Annotated in this window: 16 protein-coding genes; all 16 read left to right on the top strand. The window is 50.5% G+C overall.

Translation table 11 applies throughout. From position 1 onward, the window contains the following. The first annotated feature begins 34 nt into the window (after positions 1–34). The 16 genes from PQO05_RS05210 to PQO05_RS05135 all read left to right on the top strand — a co-directional run bounded on the left by PQO05_RS05210 (position 35) and on the right by PQO05_RS05135 (position 17,669). Complete coding sequence (locus tag PQO05_RS05210) at positions 35–814, top strand: hypothetical protein (RefSeq protein ID WP_273631615.1); 780 nt, start codon at positions 35–37, stop codon at positions 812–814. Continuing rightward, complete coding sequence (locus tag PQO05_RS05205) at positions 814–1,959, top strand: TraJ family protein (RefSeq protein ID WP_273631614.1); 1,146 nt, start codon at positions 814–816, stop codon at positions 1,957–1,959. Before PQO05_RS05210 ends, PQO05_RS05205 begins: the two co-directional genes overlap by 1 nt. Positions 1,960–1,975: 16 nt before the next feature. Then, the gene (traK, locus tag PQO05_RS05200; protein WP_273631613.1) at positions 1,976–2,590 is read left to right on the top strand and encodes a conjugative transposon protein TraK; all 615 of its coding nucleotides are present in this window, start codon (positions 1,976–1,978) and stop codon (positions 2,588–2,590) included. Beyond that, complete coding sequence (locus tag PQO05_RS05195; RefSeq protein WP_273631612.1) at positions 2,568–3,014, top strand: hypothetical protein; 447 nt, start codon at positions 2,568–2,570, stop codon at positions 3,012–3,014. Before traK ends, PQO05_RS05195 begins: the two co-directional genes overlap by 23 nt. Before the next feature lie 2 nt (positions 3,015–3,016). Next, complete coding sequence (locus PQO05_RS05190; protein ID WP_273631611.1) at positions 3,017–4,189, top strand: conjugative transposon protein TraM; 1,173 nt, start codon at positions 3,017–3,019, stop codon at positions 4,187–4,189. A gap of 1 nt (position 4,190) precedes the next feature. Beyond that, on the top strand, positions 4,191–5,012 hold the full coding sequence (locus PQO05_RS05185; protein ID WP_273631610.1) for a DUF4138 domain-containing protein: 822 nt from the start codon (positions 4,191–4,193) through the stop codon (positions 5,010–5,012). Between the two features lie 59 nt (positions 5,013–5,071). Next, the gene (locus tag PQO05_RS05180; RefSeq protein WP_273631609.1) at positions 5,072–5,410 is read left to right on the top strand and encodes a hypothetical protein; all 339 of its coding nucleotides are present in this window, start codon (positions 5,072–5,074) and stop codon (positions 5,408–5,410) included. Next, positions 5,400–10,919: a DNA methylase gene (locus tag PQO05_RS05175; protein ID WP_273631608.1), complete on the top strand. Its 5,520-nt coding sequence runs from the start codon at positions 5,400–5,402 to the stop codon at positions 10,917–10,919. The genes PQO05_RS05180 and PQO05_RS05175 overlap by 11 nt, the downstream gene beginning before the upstream one ends. 2 nt (positions 10,920–10,921) lie before the next feature. Beyond that, entirely contained in the window at positions 10,922–11,404 is a 483-nt protein-coding gene (locus PQO05_RS05170; RefSeq protein ID WP_273631607.1) for an RsmD family RNA methyltransferase, read from the top strand. A 70-nt stretch (positions 11,405–11,474) separates the two neighbouring features. Continuing rightward, complete coding sequence (locus PQO05_RS05165; protein ID WP_273631606.1) at positions 11,475–13,493, top strand: type IV secretion system DNA-binding domain-containing protein; 2,019 nt, start codon at positions 11,475–11,477, stop codon at positions 13,491–13,493. After that, positions 13,490–13,933 (top strand): hypothetical protein, encoded by a 444-nt coding sequence (locus PQO05_RS05160; RefSeq protein ID WP_273631605.1) that lies wholly within the window; start codon positions 13,490–13,492, stop codon positions 13,931–13,933. The genes PQO05_RS05165 and PQO05_RS05160 overlap by 4 nt, the downstream gene beginning before the upstream one ends. Beyond that, positions 13,923–14,357, top strand: a complete 435-nt coding sequence (locus tag PQO05_RS05155) for a M23 family metallopeptidase (RefSeq protein WP_273631604.1) — start codon at positions 13,923–13,925, stop codon at positions 14,355–14,357. The genes PQO05_RS05160 and PQO05_RS05155 overlap by 11 nt, the downstream gene beginning before the upstream one ends. Before the next feature lie 158 nt (positions 14,358–14,515). Continuing rightward, entirely contained in the window at positions 14,516–15,841 is a 1,326-nt protein-coding gene (locus PQO05_RS05150) for an ArdC-like ssDNA-binding domain-containing protein (RefSeq protein WP_273631603.1), read from the top strand. Further along, entirely contained in the window at positions 15,838–16,629 is a 792-nt protein-coding gene (locus PQO05_RS05145; RefSeq protein WP_273631602.1) for a DUF4099 domain-containing protein, read from the top strand. Before PQO05_RS05150 ends, PQO05_RS05145 begins: the two co-directional genes overlap by 4 nt. Further along, positions 16,630–17,205: a hypothetical protein gene (locus PQO05_RS05140; RefSeq protein WP_273631601.1), complete on the top strand. Its 576-nt coding sequence runs from the start codon at positions 16,630–16,632 to the stop codon at positions 17,203–17,205. Next, positions 17,202–17,669 carry a hypothetical protein gene (locus PQO05_RS05135; protein ID WP_273631600.1) on the top strand — a complete coding sequence of 156 codons (468 nt, stop codon included), beginning with the start codon at positions 17,202–17,204 and terminating at the stop codon, positions 17,667–17,669. Before PQO05_RS05140 ends, PQO05_RS05135 begins: the two co-directional genes overlap by 4 nt. The last annotated feature ends 91 nt before the right edge of the window (positions 17,670–17,760 follow it).

Below are 17,760 nucleotides of genomic sequence, written 5' to 3'. Positions count from 1 at the left end.
AAAAAACAATTAACTCATTCAAAATTTTAAACAAATGAGATTTATCCTATTAATGATCCTGTTCCCGTTGATCGCCCTGCGCGCCTGTGCACAGCGGGCCGTAAATGATGAAAGCGTGCGCTACCAGGAGGAACGTATGGTATACCTGCAATGGGACCAGAACAAGTTTACGCCCAAAGCAGGCTTCCTCAGCCTGAACCCTTATTACTGGCTGACCTGGGGGCTGTTCGAGCCCAACTATCATAAGACCGACTTTCGGCCCTTGTCGGCCACAGGCCCGCAGACGCAGCGCCTGGCGCTGGTGGGCACGATGAATTCTACTGATAACAGCTATAAACTAAATTCCGATACGATCAGGAATACGGCCCTGACCTCCATTGCCGAGCAATCCGGTCTGCTCTCCGATGCCGATCCGCTTTGGCTGTTATACTACAGCCAGGAACTGGCTCCCGTTCTCAACTATACAGACGCCTCGATCCTGGCCCCCTTGCCGGCACAGGTTAGGACGGCCGTTGTTGCCGAGGGACTGCTGCCCTGGTACGAAAATGAACTGGCCATGCTGAAAGAACGCATTAATGCCGCCCGGACAACAGATATGGACCGGGGTTCACGCATTATGGCCTATTACCGTTACCTGAAGGAATACCGGACACTGGCAGCGACCTGGGCAACACGCGTCGCCACCGCACAGAAAAATATCCGCATGGTCAGCCAGCAGGCGAAAGCCAAAAGCGCGCCCGTCATAACAACGGACTGGACGCCGGACACCGATGTGCAACTGGCTAAAAAAGTTTTAGCAGAAAGGCAGTATTGATGAAAAAGAAATTATTGCTGCTCGTTATCTTATGTGCAATAAGCGTTTGCTGTTTTGCGCAGGATAGCGACTATGGAAAGTCCCTGGAATTCTTACAGGGTGACGGCGTTTACGAGTCAGGAATGATGACCTTCCTGACCGGACTGAAAGACTCCATCTGGTCAAACTTTGACCTGTTTATCACCGATGCCAAGGCGCTGGCCGCCATTTTTATGATCATCTTTTTTGCAATCAAGAGCTATGAGATGATGGCCGGTGATAAGAAGCTGGAGATCATGCCCCTGCTCAGGCCGTTCGGCCTGGCGATGGTCATCCTGTGGTGGGGCGGCTTTGCAAAAATGGTCGCCTTTCCTACGGACCTGGTGGCTAATGAAACCCAGCAAATGTTTGCTTCGGAACAGGATAACGTCAACCAGCTTCGATTCCAGCGGGCCGACCTCATGAAACAGGTGGCTGATTCGCTTTATACCTTTCAGGCCCAGACCGAGGTAGCAGCCAAGGAATCGGATACCTGGTACGGTAAGGCCTGGGATGCCGTAACCTCGACGGTAAAAGAAGGTATCTCGACCGTGGTAGCTCCATTAATGGAACTAAAGGCCCGCCTGCAGATCAGCATTCAGTTGCTCATGACGCAGATACTGGAACTGGCGGGCATCTGGATACTGCGGATCGCGACCTATATTATATTCATGATCCAGATCATCTATTCCAGCATCCTGATCATCCTTGGGCCTTTTGCCGTCGCGGTCAGTATCCTGCCGGCATTCAGGGATAGTTTTTCCACCTGGGTGGCCCGGTTTGTGTCCGTCAATCTCTATACCGGCATTGCTTACCTGATCATGTACCTCTGCGCCTTGATGCAGAAATACGCACTTTCCTCCGAGATCAGTAAATATCAGGAACTGCTGCGCCCCGGCGCCAGCGGCCTGATGACCAAGTTTGCGGTATTCGCCGGAAACGGGGTGCTGTCATTCGGCGAAGTGATCGTCGTTTTCTTTATCGGTGCCGTCTGTATGTTCACGGTGCCGTCGATCTCAACCTGGATCATTTCTACGTCAGGGATCAGTTCAGCTTCTTCAGCATTTGGCCGCAACGCTTCGATGGTGGTCATGGCCGCCCGCAAGGCCGGCGGCGCCATGCTGTAAAAATCATTCCTATCTCATGCTTATTAAAAATATCGAGGCCAAGATCCGGCTTGCGACAGTGGTTGCCTTGGGCAGCCTGATCTGTTCGGTGGCTATCTGCGGAATTGTTTCCGTTTTCGCCTTTAAGCAGGTGGCGAACGCCCGCAGGAGCGTTTACATTTTGGATAACAATGTGCCCATATTGGCCAAGCAAACCGATATGCAGGTCAACAGGCCGGCCGAATACCGGGCGCATGTTGACCTGTTTCATTCCCTTTTCTTTTCGCTGACACCCGATGACAAGTACATCGAATACCAGTTAAAAAGAGCGATGTACCTGATCGACGAATCCGGTGCGCGGGAATATGACGACCTTAAAGAAAAAGGTTTTTTCACTTCAATTTTATCCTCCAGTTCGGTGCTGACGCTGCAAACGGACTCCATTTTGCTGGATATGCCCAGGCATTACTTCCGTTACTATGGCAAACTGAAGATCGACCGGCGCAGTTCCACGCTGACCCGTTCCCTGGTCACCGAAGGCTACCTGAAAGATATTCCGCGCAGCGACAACAATCCGCATGGTGTCCTGATCACCGGCTGGAAGACCCTGGAAAATAAAGACCTCTCCGATGTTCAAAAGAATTCATTCTAACAGAGATCCCGACGAAACGCTCTGGAAAGCGCTCAACCAGGAGTTCGGCACCTATTTCCGGCGCGCAGGTACACAATTCGGGCAGTTATGCTTAAACTATCCCAAGGCAATTTTTGGCGGCATGGTCGCCTTATTGCTGCTATCGGCAGCCCTTTCCTTCACGGGATTTTACTATCCCGCGAAAAAGCCGGCTTCCGGTTCGGCTGCGCCTCACCCCAACCCGGCAAGCGTAAAAAGCCCACATCCGCTGGATGACGGCTTTTCCCGGATACTGGAAACAGGAGCCGCCTTAAAACAGACCTTCGGGCTGAAACAGGAAGTGGAAAGCATTTTAGCGAAGGGGAAATTATCCAATGCGGACAGCCTGAGGCTTGAACAGGTACTGGATTCCCTCGCTGTCCTTCAACACCAAATTCAACATTAATTATGCAAATCAATTTTAAACAGCCGCGCTACATCGTGCCCCTGATATTGCTGCCTTTTTTATGCCTGTTCTTTTATGTATTCCATGGAAAGAACAAGGAAAAAGGGCCGGCAACACAGGCTGCGGATATACAAAGCAATGTGGGTAACGTTTCCAGCCATGTTAAAAAGAGCGCACTATCCGATAAGCTGGATGCTTTCCGGAACACTTATAAAGAGAGTGACGGACTGACGGCAGTAACGCCGGTCACCAATGACCAGGTAACCGCAGGGAAGCTATCAGCGGGATATTCTGATAAACAGCGCATGGAGCTGGACTCCATTGACCGCGCGATGAAAGCCCGCTTCAGCTCGGGCATGACAACGTCCGCCGGCAAACAAAGTACGTCCGCACAGGACCGGCAGGTGACTGCCGCACTGAATGCGCTTGCTACGCAGAGAAAAGCAAGAACCGCTTCTCCAAACTACACGGGCAACAGTGCTGCCGAGAAGGAGAAAGACCCGATGGCGGTTTTTAAACAGCAAATGGCCTATGTGGACAGCATGCAGAAAGCCAATGACCCTGCACTCAAAGCCGAGCGGGAAAAACAACAGGCGAAGGCCAAAGTGCTTGCCGGACAGCCTGTAGCGCTCGAAGTCCATAAGGCGCCTGACAGCGGTACGGAATTCAACACCATTCGTCCGGATGCCTGCAGTCAGCTGATCTCGGCGATCATAGATGAGGATGTGACCGCCTATGCCGGTTCGCGTATCCGCTTACGGCTGCTGGAAGATATCTGGGCCGGTAAAAACCTGATCAGCAAAGGAACCACGCTGTACGGACTGGTCAATGGCTTTACGCAGCAGCGGGTAACCTTCGTGATCAACTCGGTACTATCCGGCGGTCAGATCCTGCCGGTAAAATTATCGGTATACGACCAGGATGGAATTTTAGGCTTATACGTTCCTGCTTCCGCCTTCCGTGATTTCACCAAAGACCTGAGTGGTAATACCATGCAGGGCGTGAGCATAGAATCCGGCAGCGCCGGCAACCAATTGCTCATGAGCTCCGTGGATAAAATATTTCAGTCCACTTCCTCCGCGATCGCGGGCGCTATCCGCAAGAACAAGGCAAAGATCAAGTATGGCACCTATGTATACCTGGTCGATCCGCAAACCATTCAAAACAACCATTAACATGAAAAAATATTTGTTATTGCTTGCCGCCTTTATCGTGGCAGCAGGGCAAGCCTTTGCCCAGCTCAATAAACGCGACCTTCCGGTCGTATATCTTCCTGAAAACGTATCTGTACACTTCGTTTCACCGGAACCGATCCGTTTCGTAGATATATCCGTTAAAGGCATCTCCGGTGACCTTCCCATACCCAATATACTGCGCATCCACACCCGCGACTCCTTGGCCCGCTTTAATGATGCCGTGGTGACCATAACCGGTGAAAAGTTTATCGCCCAGTATCGCGTGGTTCCTTGTCCCGATGATCGTGACGGGACCGTACAGACCGAAATTGCAGTCGAACCATCTGCTTGCAGGCCGCTGGAAAATCCGGAAGTCGGTCTTTCCCAACTGGAACTGAAAGCCAACGCCCTGCGCTTACTGGCGATGAAACCCGGTCATCCGGACGAACAGGTAAAAGCCTTCGGTTTACAAGGCTTGCTGTATCATATTTATACCCTTGGAGATTATATTTTTTTAGACATCGGCTTTCGCAACCAAACCAGGCTGCCCTATACCATCGACCAGCTACATTTCAGCATTGAGGATAAAAAAGTGACCAAGGCCAGTACCGTACAATCGGTCGTGGTTACACCGCTTTTTGTTTTACAGGACATTCCGGCTTTTGATCAATATTACCGGAACATATTCGTGTTCAAAAAGCTGACGTTTCCGGGCAATAAGGTATTTTGTATCGGCCTCAGCGAAAAGCAACTGTCCGGACGCACCCTGACCCTGAAAGCGGATTATAAGGATCTCCTTCATGCCGATGTCTTCCCCAGGTAAGACAGCCTTAATGCATATCTATTATGGCAGAAACTACCTATCGCCTCGCGAATGCGCTGGTGCGTCTTGACCCTGCCTTGTATATCCGTCTGCAGGAAGAAAATGCCGTAGCAGCTTACCTGGAAGAATTTGACGAGATCGATAGCCTCGCCGAAGCTATGCCGGTTTCTCCGTTTGATTTTTTGGAAGATGTGTTGGAACAGGATTTTCGCGGGCATTGGCTTCGCTTTCATGAGGCGGGTATCATCAGGTATGAATTGCTGAATATCTGCGCAGTCTGCGAGGCCACTTTACAGGAGTTCGGCTGGCCCGAGGCCGATGACAGCCGCCTACTGCGCTATGCAGTGATCACCGCCATAGACGACTATTTACAGGAAGGAGGCAGCGATGGCCTATAACCCGCGTGAAAAGCTGGCAGCTAATATTGCCGCCCTGCGCATCGTCCTGGATTGGGATGGAAACCGGAGTTTTAATGAGGCTGAAGTTTCAGCGCTTAAGGCCTATTCCGGGTTTGGCGGTCTTAAGGCCGTGCTGTACCCGCCGGGCGAGCGCGAAGAATGGATAAAAATGAACGCCTCGGAAGCCGATTTGCGCCTTTATCCGCAGGTGATGGAGCTGCATAGCCTGTTAAAGGAAAAACTGAGCAGTTATGGCTATAAACGCGCCTTTGATGACCTCCAGGACAGTTCCCTTACCGCCTATTATACGCCGGACCTGGTACCAAGGGCGATCTATACAGCTTTAGGCGACCGCGGCCTGTTGCCAAAACGTCTTTATGAGCCGAGCGCCGGGGCTGGAATATTTATTTCGGAAGCGGTACGCCTGTTACCGGACCTGCAAAACGTGACCGCAGTAGAAAAGGATTCGCTGACCGGCAAAGTGCTTTCTGCTATATGTTCGGCGATGTCCTTGCCCACCGACGTGCAGGTCAAAGGTTTTGAGGAAACCGCTGCTACCGAAAAGGGGCAATTCGACCTCATCGCTTCCAATATCCCATTTGGAAACATCTCGGTTTTTGACCCTGCTTACCGTAATAACAGTATCACCGATCGCATCCATAACTATTTTTTCGCAAAAGGACTGGACAAGATCGGCCACGGCGGCTTACTGGCGTACCTGACGACAGACGCCTTTCTGAATACCCCCGGTAACGATCTGGCGCGCAAGCACCTTTTTACATCCGCTGATTTTGTCAGCCTGCTGATCCTGCCGGATAACCTGATGAAGGATCATGCCAATGTGGAAGCGCCGACACACCTGTTGCTCGTACAAAAGAATGACCACAAAGAAACCTTTTCGGAAGTGGAAGAATTGCTGCTGACGATCGTTGAACAGAGCGGTGAGAACGGCACCTATCCGCTGAACGCTTATGTGCACCGGCACCATGAGCTCATTATGGCAGACGAAGTGGCCGAAGGCACCAACCAGTATGGTAAACCCGCAAGGGTCATCTGGCATAACGGACATATGGAAGACCTTTTTCCCGCGATGGTGGAACAGATGGCTAATGACCTGGACGCCCGCTTTGATAAGTCACGCTTTGAAACTTTGCAGCAACAATTTGCTTTTGAAAAGGGCGAACGGGAACAAAAGAACGAGACGGTTAAAACGGACACCAAAAAGTTTACTTTCCTGGACGTCCCGGTGCCAAAGGCAACAAATGTGATCGCACAGCTTGGACTATTCGATACCGCACCGCAGCCAGCCGGCAAGGCACAGTCGTATTTATCCGACATGGATGAAGCCAGCATTGTTCCTTCCTCAGCACGCATCATCAGCACCATCCGGACAACTGAACGTCCTGAACATGATACCGTGGTTTTGCTTACAGCCCGGTCAAAATCCACCGGGCGATACCTGTATAAGCAATATGCCAATGTCGCTGAGCTGAAAGTATCCGCCAAATGGCTGACGGGCAATATGCTATCCGATGAGCTCAAGGTGCTGGCCGCCAAACTGAAAGGGTTTGGCTACGACTACAGCTACGAAGGCGACCGCAGCCTGGAACCTGCTTTCGGGCTCGTACCTGAACGGCCAAAAGGCTTTCGCAACCTTAAACCGTTTTATGTCAAGGACACCCTGGTCGTACATGGCGATAAAGCGGGGCTGATCGGTACGCCAGGCGAAACAGAAGCCGAATTCTTTCCCTTTGAGGAACAGGAGCAGCGTGCTTTTTACAAAGCCTATGTTCTCGTACGCGATGCGTACATAGAACTTTTCAATACCGAATCACAGACCCTGAGCGAACAACCGGGACTACGCGCGGCGCTAAATGAACATTACCGTTCATTCACGGAAACCTACGGCGACCTGAACCGGACCTACAACCGTTCCAGGATACTAAATGACCCGGCTTTTGGCTTTAGCACGCTCTATTCACTGGAAAAAAAGGAAGACGATCGTTTTGTAAAGGCCGATATCCTGAACGGCCCGGTATTCCCGCGCCGGGAAACGCTGAAAACGGACGATCCCGCAGAAGCTTTGGCCCGCTGCCTGAATGATAAAGGCTTCGTTGACCTCGGTTATATTTCCGGAGTGACCGGCCTGTCGGAACAGGAAGTGATCGCCGGACTGGAAAAACAGATCCTTTTTAACCCGGCGGTCCAGGCCTGGGAAACCAGTGACCGTTATTTATCCGGTAATGTGGTTCAAAAGCTGACCGAAGCCGAAGCAGCCTTTAAGGATAATCCTGAACATTTGCAGATCGCCCGTAGTCTTGCAGCTATGCAGCGGGCACAACCCGAACCGATCCCCTTCGAACTGCTGGAACTGGATTTTAACCTGGGTGAGCGCTGGATACCGGCAGATTATTATCAGCGGTTTGCGACCAGTTTATTTGGAATCAAAACAGAGGTTGAATATTTTTCGTCCCTCGATACCTTCAAAGTCGGTTATTCCGGCAGTAATGCCATTACCGACAGGGAATTTTCCGTCATGCCGAGATCGGGCCAGAAAATGAAAGCGCATACGCTTTTGGAACATGCCCTGGAAAATACCAATCCGACATTCAGCTACAAGGTCATGCGCGATGGTGAGGAAGTGCGCTTGCCGGACAACAACGCTATCCAGGCCGCGCATGAAAAAATAGAGATTATACGCGACCGTTTTGTCAGCTGGCTAAAGGAGTTGCCTGCCGAAGAAAAGTTATTCCTGGAAAAGCGGTATAACTCCATTTTTAATTGCTATGCCTTAAGGCAATATGACGGCAGCCACCTCACTTTTCCGGGGCTTGACCTGAAAGCTGTCGGCGTTCCTGCATTATATGACTCACAGCGCAATGCGGCCTGGCGTATTATACAGAACCGGGGTGCATTGATCGACCATGAAGTGGGTTTGGGAAAAACACTGACCATGATCGTTGCAGCGATCGAAATGAAACGCCTCGGCATTATTGCAAAACCATCGATACTGGCGCTAAAGGCCAATGTGATCCAGATCGCAGATACCTTCCGGCGTGCTTATCCAAATGCCAAAATACTGGCGCCAACGGAAGACGACTTTGTTCCCGGTAAAAGACAGCAACTCTTTTTACAGATCAAGAACAATAATTGGGATTGCGTGATCATGACGCATGAACAGTTCGGCAAGATCCCGCAGGACCCCGAAGTACAGCGTGAAATATTGCAGGAAGAACTGGATAATGTAGCGCGTGACCTGCAAACGCTGGAACTTTTAGGCGCCCAGATCACCCGGAAAATGCTGAAGGGCTTAAGGGTGCGGCAGGCCAACCTGCAGGCAGCTATGGCACAGGTGGTCTTTGATATCGAGAACAGGCAGGATAAAGGTATCACTTTCCAGGAAACCGGGATCGATCACCTGTTTGTCGATGAAAGCCATAAATTTAAGAACCTGACCTTCACCACCAGGCATAACCGTGTAGCCGGGCTCGGCAATCCCCAGGGAAGCCAGCGGGCGCTGAACATGCTGTTCGCGGTCAGGTCGCTGCAAAAAAAGTTTGATGCTGACCTCTGCGTTACGTTCCTGTCCGGTACGCCGATCTCCAATAGCTTAACGGAGATGTACCTCATCTTTAAATACCTGCGGCCTCGGGAACTGGAACGCCAGCGTATTGAAAACTTTGACGGATGGGCAGCGGTTTACGCGCGTAAAACGGTAGACTTTGAATTTTCGGTAACCAATGAGATCATCCAGAAGGAAAGGTTCAGGCACTTTGTCAAGGTTCCCGAACTGGCGCTGTTTTACAATGAGATCACCGATTACAAGACCGCCGACCAGATCAACCTGGATAAACCGGCGCTTGACGAGCAGCTCGTTAACATCAAACCCACGCCAGAGCAGGAAGATTTCATCCAGCGCCTGATGGATTTCGCCGCCACCGGGGACGCCGAGCTGATCGGACGGGAACCGCTGACTGCACAGGAAGATATGGCCCGGATGCTCATCGCGACGAACTACGCCAAAAAGATGGCCACCGATATGCGGCTGATTGATGCGGATGCCTACAGTGACCACCCGGATAACAAGATCAATACCTGCGCGCGTAAGGTGAATGAATTTTACCACTTAAGTAATGAATACCGGGGGACCCAACTGGTTTTCTGCGATATCGGCACGCCAAAAAGCGATGAATTCGATATCTATAACGCGCTGAAAGAAAAGCTGGTCCGCGACTTTAACATACCGGCTAACCAGATCTCCTTTATTCATGACTGGCCGGAAAAGAAAAGACCTAAAATGTTCCGGATGATGAACGCCGGTTATATCCGCATCATGATCGGCAGTACCGAAAAATTGGGTACCGGCACCAATGTGCAGGAACGTGGCGTAGCCATGCATGACCTGGACGTACCGTGGCGCCCTTCAGATCTCGACCAGCGCGGCGGAAGGTTCAGCCGGAAAGGCAACTGGCTGGCGAAGGAACATTTTGACAATAAAGTTCCCCGGTTCATTTATGCGACCGAAAAATCGCTGGACAATTACAAATTCAACCTGCTTCAGAATAAGCAAAGGTTTATCAGCCAGATCAAAAACAGCCAGTTAAGCGTACGTTCCATAGATGAAGGCGCCATGGATGAGCAGAGCGGCATGAGCTTTCCTGAATATATCGCGATCCTGTCAGGGGATACATCACTGCTGGACAAAACCCGCGTCGATAAAAAGATAGCCGTTTTGGAAGGTTCGCGCTCGGCACATTACAAGGAAGTGTCGCGCGCCCGCATGCGGCTGGAGACTGTGGAAACCGAGCGCAGCAAAACAGTGGTGACGCTGGAAAAACTCGCCCTGGATGAGGCTGACTATAAAGCTTTGCTGACCTTTGATGAAGAATGGACCAAACGGAACCCGATCCGGATCAACGGTTTGGAATCAGCCGACCCTGAAGTCATTGGCAAATACATCATCGACCAGTACCGAAACTGGCAACCTTCTAAGGGCGAGTCCGAAGATAAACAGCTGGGAACCTTATATGGCTTTGACCTGTATATCCGCCAGCAACGTGAAGGCATCGAAAACAACGGTTTGATGGAGTACAAATATTCCAACTCGCTTTATGCCGAGGGCCCGAAATCCGGCATTAAATATCTTTATAACGGCGGCTTGCCGAACGTAGACAATCCCAAACTGGCTGCCCGCTATTATATCAGCGCTATCGACCGTGTAGTCGCACTCAAAGAAAAGTACGAGAAAGAAGTCGCCGCGCTGGATAAGGAAGTGCCTGTTTTAAAAGGCATTATGGGGCGCGTTTTTGATAAGGAACAAGAATTGGCCGACCTGAAGGCGGAAGCATCGAGGCTACAGGAAAAGATCGCCGGAACACTTCGCGAAAACCAGATGAAAATCGTGGAATCCGAAGAAAGCGAGGAGATCGCGGAAATTGAGGACGAGGATAATATCCTGTCACTGAATACGGAACAGGAGCATGAGCCCCGGCGGGCACTCGGGAGGTAGCTATGGTACTGGAACATTACAGGTGCCCCTTGCACCGGTACACTTTTTCCGTACGCCCGATACGACAATGGCTAGAAGCGCAATGCGAAGGGCGCGTACTGAATCTTTTCGCCGGGCCCACGCTGCTGCAGGTGGATGAAGTACGCAACGATCTCGATGTCGATATGCCAGCGGACTATCATCTCGATGCAGCGGCTTTTTTGGAATCCTGGAATGGAGAGCCTTTCGGGACTATCCTGCTTGATCCCCCTTATGCGCTGAGAAAGAGCATGGAACTGTATAAGGGTATCATTTGCAGTCCCTTCCGTAGGATAAAGGATGCGATACCAGGCTGTCTTAAGCCCGGCGGTTTGGTCATCACATTTGGGTACCATTCCGTCGTTATGGGCCGCAGCCGCTTTTTCCGGCTCGAAAAAGTGGCCTTATTCAGCCATGGCGGCGCCATTCATGATACGATCGCCAGTGTCGAGCGGCTGATCAAATAGCTATCAAAGCGGCGTGGCCCATTAATGAGCAGGCAAACTGCGACTCCAATTCCTGAGATATGAATTGTTTATGGAAGAAACACGGGAACAGCAGAAGCTGCACGGCTTCCTGCAATGCCTGATCTATGTGATGGTTGCCCTGGAAGCCGCCATTTTTATTTATATCCGGGCGCCTATCTGGGGAATTTTTCACCATGCGCTGTACCGGATTAGCCTGCTTCCTTTCTACCAAAACCTGGTCTATAGTAAACTGGCCACCTTGGGGCTCATTTGCCTGGTCAGTATCGGTACGGTAGCCAAAAAGGAGGTGGATCTGGAGCCGAAGCGGCATATCGTTTACCCCTTATGTTTAGGGCTGCTGTTATTTTTCGGCAGCCTTTTTTGTTACGGGCGTGGCGGGCCCTTGGTATTTGCCTATACGCGCTGGTGGGACCTGCTCTATGTATTGTTGTCGGCGGCGGGCGCATTACTGACCAGTATCGCCATGGACAATATCTCCAAGCTGATCCGCTCAGGATTGGGCAAAGATGTCTGGAACGTGGAAGGTGAGAGCTTTCAGCAACCCGAAAAATTAATAGAGACGGATTATTCGGTGAACATCCCGATGCTGTTCTATTACAAACGCAAAGTCCGGCGGGGCTGGATCAACCTGACGAACCCTTTCCGGGCCACGCTTCTGATCGGTACCCCAGGTTCCGGTAAGAGCTTTTCCATCGTGAATCCTTTTATCCGGCAACTGACTGCCAAGGGTTTTTGCCTGGCGTTATATGATTTCAAATTTCCCGACCTCGGGCAGATCGCTTATTACCATTATCTGCTCGCCAAACAGCAAGGCAAACTGAAAGGCTTCAATTTTCATGTCGTCAACCTCAATGAGGTCGAAAAAAGCCGGCGGATCAACCCCTGGAAAAAGGAATATATCCGGACGCTGGCTGATGCGGGTGAAACAGCGGAAGCATTAGTGGAGGCCATGAAAAAAGGGGACAAATCCGGCGGCTCGGACCAGTTCTTTACCCAATCCGCCATCAACTTTCTTTCCGCCTGTATTTACTTTATGTGCCGGTACCAGGACGGTAAATATTCGTCTTTCCCGCATGTGCTGGCACTATTGAACCGTAGTTATGAAGAGATATTCCAAACCCTGTTCAAACAGGCAGAGCTCGCATCTTTATTGTCTCCCTTCGTTTCTGCCTTTAAAAACAAAGCCTTTGACCAGTTAGAGGGCCAGGTCGGCACGCTGAAGATATTTTTATCACGCCTGGCGACCAAGGAAACCTACTGGGTGTTTTCGGGCGACGACTTCGACCTGAAAATATCGGATAAGGACCATCCTGCTATGCTGGTGCTGGCCAATGATCCGGCTACGCAAAATATTAACTCCGCCTGTTATTCGGTGATCATCAACCGGCTTACCAAGCTGATCAACAGTAAAGGCAATAAGCCGTCCGCGCTGATCATAGACGAGTTGCCGACGCTTTTCGTCCATAAGATCGAAAATCTCATCGCAACCGCACGTTCGAACAAGGTAGCCGTACTGATGGGCCTGCAGGAGCTGCCGCAGTTTCAGCAGCAATACGGCAAAGAAACTGCCGCTACCATTACCTCGGTAACCGGCAATGTCTTATCCGGCGCTGTGCGCAGCAAGGATACGCTGGACTGGCTGGAAAAATTGTTAGGCCGGAACAAACAGATCAGCGAAGGGCTTTCCATTGACCGGAACAAGACATCCACCTCGCTCAACGAGAAACTGGAAACCCTGGTGCCTGCCGGAAAAATAGCCACCCTGAATGCTGGGGAACTGGTCGGCGTGATCGCCGCCGATGTGAAGGAGCAATATACCGGCGATTATGAAACGTCATCGATCAATTGCCGCGTCAACCTGGACCTGGACGAACTCAAAAAAGAAGAAGCCGGCTACAGGCCTTTACCCGTGTATTATGATTTTGGGAACAACAAAGAAACCGTTCTGAACGAAAACTTCAAACGAATCAACCGTGACATCGCCCAGATCATCCAGAAGCACCAGCCGCCGAAAGTGAACACCCCGAAGGCTACCATGAAAGAGCAACTAAAAAATAACAGAAAATGAATGAAAACGATGAGCTGACCGGTACGCTTGTACTGGTCCATCCCGAACTGCCTGAGGACCCGGTTAACAAACAGGGTCATATGGGCATGGTCATGTTCGCCGAACCGGAAAAGGACGACATCTATGTTACGTTCGGCAAAAATGAGCGGGCGCTCTATAGCAGCGATGCCCTGCTGGTTTTTAAAAAACCCAATGACATCTATCAAGAGATGATGACCAATACGAAGGATGTTCCGGTCCCGGAACTGAAGGCCCTTTACCGGATCGGTATGCTGTTGGATAACGGAACCAGCAAAAGCGCCAGGGAAGCCATGCAACTTGCCGTTGAAAATCCGGGCATCATCGGCAAAGCGATGGAAACTTTACAAAGCAAGCTCGGACTGGATATCGGAAACGCGGCCGAACAGGAGCGAACAAATACACACAGTTATGGCCGTTAAACTCTGGGGAATTTTACTCCTTTGCAGCCTTCCTTTACGACGGATCCGCCTGACCTCCGGCTTCGGTTATCGGTTGCATCCGATTTACCACCGGATAAAAATGCATGCCGGCATCGACCTTGCCGCTCACCACGACACCGTCTTTTCCATTCTTGACGGTGTTGTTCAAAACTGCTGCTACAGTGATAAACTTGGTCTTTTTGTAAGTGTTGATCACGGCGGCTCGCTATGCAGTATATACGGACATCTTTCGCAATGGCTTGTTTTGCCGGGTGATTCCATAACTGCCGGGGAGCCGATCGGCATTACCGGCTCAACCGGTGCGGTAACCGGCGAGCATTTACATTTCGCCGTTACCTATGGAAACGATTGGCTTAATCCGCTGAAGTTTCTTTACCAGACCATCCACCTGAACCGAACCTGAAAAGCCTTAATAATTGCTTAGGCAAAAGAACCGAAGGGGGGTGTTTGAACAAAATAAAAACAGTTCTTATCTAAAAGATCAGCCTTTAAACCTGATCAGCTATTGTCGCGCAAGGTTTGCGAACGAACAATCCATTTACAAACAATCCATACAAATTTATGAGTCAACAATCAAATCAACAGATTGCGGCCCGCCTGATCGAAAAAATGAACGACAGGCAGAGCCCGTTCGATCTTCCCGGCTTTGCAATGCCGGTGAATCCAACCACAGGCAAAGCCTATCGCGGCATGAATGCCCTTTGGCTGGCTATGCAGGGACCACGCGACCCGCGCTGGATGACCCTCAAACAGGCGTCCAACAAAAACGGCTGGAAAATACAGACCGGCTCCAAAGGAACGCTGATCAGCTTCCTGAAAACAACTGACCGCGTTCAGCTTTTGGATGACCAGGGCAAACCGCAGCTTAACAGCCGCCGAAATCCCAAAACGGAGCTCATCAAGCTGGCCAACCCCGTAGAAACGGACGCTTATGTATTCAACGCCACACAGATCGAAGGCATTCTTTCGTTAAAAGAATACGAAGAACGCAGAGGGGCGTCAACACCTGACCCCATGGAACAATTGGGCAAACTGGTGGAACTGAGCAATGCCAAGGTAGAAACAACTATCGGCGAACCGGGCTATGATGCGGCAGATCGCATCATCTACATGCCCGAGCCTGACAGCTTCGGAACGCCGCAGGAATACCAGGCTGCCTTACTTTATGAGGTCGTTAAATTCGCCGGCCAGGATAAGGAACTGTTTGATCCGATGGACGTTTCCGCAGCGGAACAGACTAAACCGGCGCTCGCAGCGCTTTTTATCGGCAGCGAGATCGGCGTTTATTCGCAACTGGCGCCACAAATGAATGTGGAAGATGTTTACGAGACCGCTTTAAATATGCCAGATGAATTGGAGAAAGCCGCCAACAACGCGCAATACATCACTGATTACCTGCATGGTCTGATCAATTCTCCCGAGCAGCGCCAGGCCGCACGTCAGGACCGGATACTCATTGTAGGCGATGTGATCGACTATAACGATAAACAATATGAGGTGATGGGCAAGTTGCGCGGGAAAGACCTCCAGGTGATGGATAAATCTACCGGCAACCGCTTTAAGGCAAGCCCCGGCGACGGCATTTACGCCTCACTGCTGAGCGCCAAAATTGAAGCCCTGAAAAGTCAGCGTGAGCAGAACAGGTCAGCAGCACCGGAACAGGGCGAAGGCATAGACCAGGAACAGGACAACACCATCCAATATGAGCATGAAAATGAACTGGAAAACGAAGCGGACAATGTGGTCAGTTTCAGTAAGCAGGAAGGAACCGGTTCAGAGGAGGATGAGAGCAATATCCTCGATTTCAGCGAGGAATATGAAGAAGCTCCCGAACTGAACCTGGACCAGGAAGCCGGTGAAAAACAAAAAAGCGGGAGGAAAAGGTGAGCCCAGAGATTTTTGATGAGGCCGATCTGCCACTGGAAGACCTGGCGGCCATCGGCCTTGTAGCTGATGGAAGGCTTAAGTTGGAAGAGGCCGACCTCAAGGCGCTGCTTTCCGGACGCCGTACGCAAATGCTTAGCTTGAAAAACCTGGAATATGCGGATATCAAGATCACCTCGTTAAATGCGAAAATATCGTTAGTTCCGGGAATTAATGGTAACCCGGAATTGATGATACACCCGACGTATCTGCGCAGTACAGCACCAAAGTATCTCACTGAAGAAGAATCATGGGCACTGGAAACCGGCGACGAACTGAGCCTTGAAAAGGACATTGTTGACGAGAACGGTCAGAAAAAGCGCGTGCTGATTGAATTTGACCGGGAAACGAACCAGTTCCTGGAAACCGACGAAGAGAAAGTGCAGGCACCGGATGAGATTAACGGTCACCCGCTGACGCCGGAGCAGAAAGCGAAATTCAAACGCGGTAAGGAAATCGAGGTCTCCGATGGCACCAAAGTGCAATATACCGCTACAAATCGTAACGGGATACGCGCGAACCGGCTATCGCTGATCGCCTCTATCGTATTTGACGGTGGCATCTCCTACCTATTATTCCATGGCATTAAGGCGCTGGTTGGTCAGAAACACAATGCGGCATCTTCAACGCAAAGTGAGGGTTACCAAGAAACCGTTCAGAAAATGCAGCAGCAACAGGAAGCAGCACCTGCGCCTGTGCTTGATCTGACGGGTGAGAAAAAATCCCGTACCCTTACCTGCCGTTCACGCTAAATGGCATCATTGTTAAATAAGCTGGGCGTTCCCCGGAACGTCCGGCTTTTTTTTGAACCCTATTACCAGGTGCAGACCGATGGCAGTATTTGTTTTGCTTTCGGTGACGAACTGGAGCATGTTGCCCTTGATTTTCACCGCGTGCCAACTTCCGTATGTCCCTGGACAACCGGCGAGGGGCCACTGATCTTTATCAGCTTTTCAGCAATGGAAGCTATCGCGTTTTTAAGCTGCTACGCCCATTCTTTTCCTGATCTCAGCAGGCTGCAATTCATAGCAGTGGGTAATCATTGGGGGAATTTTCCGGTAAGCAGCGGAAAGATCACTTTATTATTCGGTCAGGATATTCTCGGATGCCTTACAGATATCAAAGTCTCGACCGCATTGCAGAATAAGTCCGCCACGATCTGGTATCAAGGCAAAGACGGGTTTGATGTTGAAGGACACCGCTTTGCTGAAATGCAACTGACCCTCAATGCTTTTGAAAAAGCATTAGGGATACGCTCCGGGATCCGCACCGTTAAACCCAGAAGATTTAACACTTTTTTCGAACAATTAAAACATCAAAACTTATGACACTGCTCTCTTTTCAACATTCGATCAAATACATATACCTGCAATTAACGCCGTATGCGGCGCTTACCATCGCCGGCGGCTATCTGGCTTACGGATTGAATTTTTTGTGGTTCATGGCCTATCTTATACTTTCGGCTGTTTTAGTCTGGCGAATGATCGCCCTGACGTCTGTTCAGTATTATTTTGCCCATGACATGCTCATCGTCAGCAGGGGAATTATTTTTAAAAAGGTAGAGTGCCGTGCCTTGTGGCTGCTCAAAGTCATGGAAGTACCCCATAACCGTTTGCTGGGCTTTTTCCATATTTCCCCTATCCAATTCAGATTAGAAAGGCGGCCTGCTGACCGGATAGCCATTGTCGGCGTAGACAATCGCACGATGGTTAAAATATTTCAACATCTCAATGAAGCCATTGAAATCAATGTAGCGATATGGCGCAATCATTTTCATACAGCAAGTGTATGAACACGATCGACTTCAAGCTTCTGCGATCTACGCCTTGGTGATGGTCGTCCCGGTGATGTTGCTTGTCCTGATCTTTTTAGGCTTAATCTTT

Source organism: Mucilaginibacter jinjuensis (assembly GCF_028596025.1).
GTDB classification, from domain to species: domain Bacteria; phylum Bacteroidota; class Bacteroidia; order Sphingobacteriales; family Sphingobacteriaceae; genus Mucilaginibacter; species Mucilaginibacter jinjuensis.
This window is presented reverse-complemented; position numbering and strand designations above follow the sequence as displayed.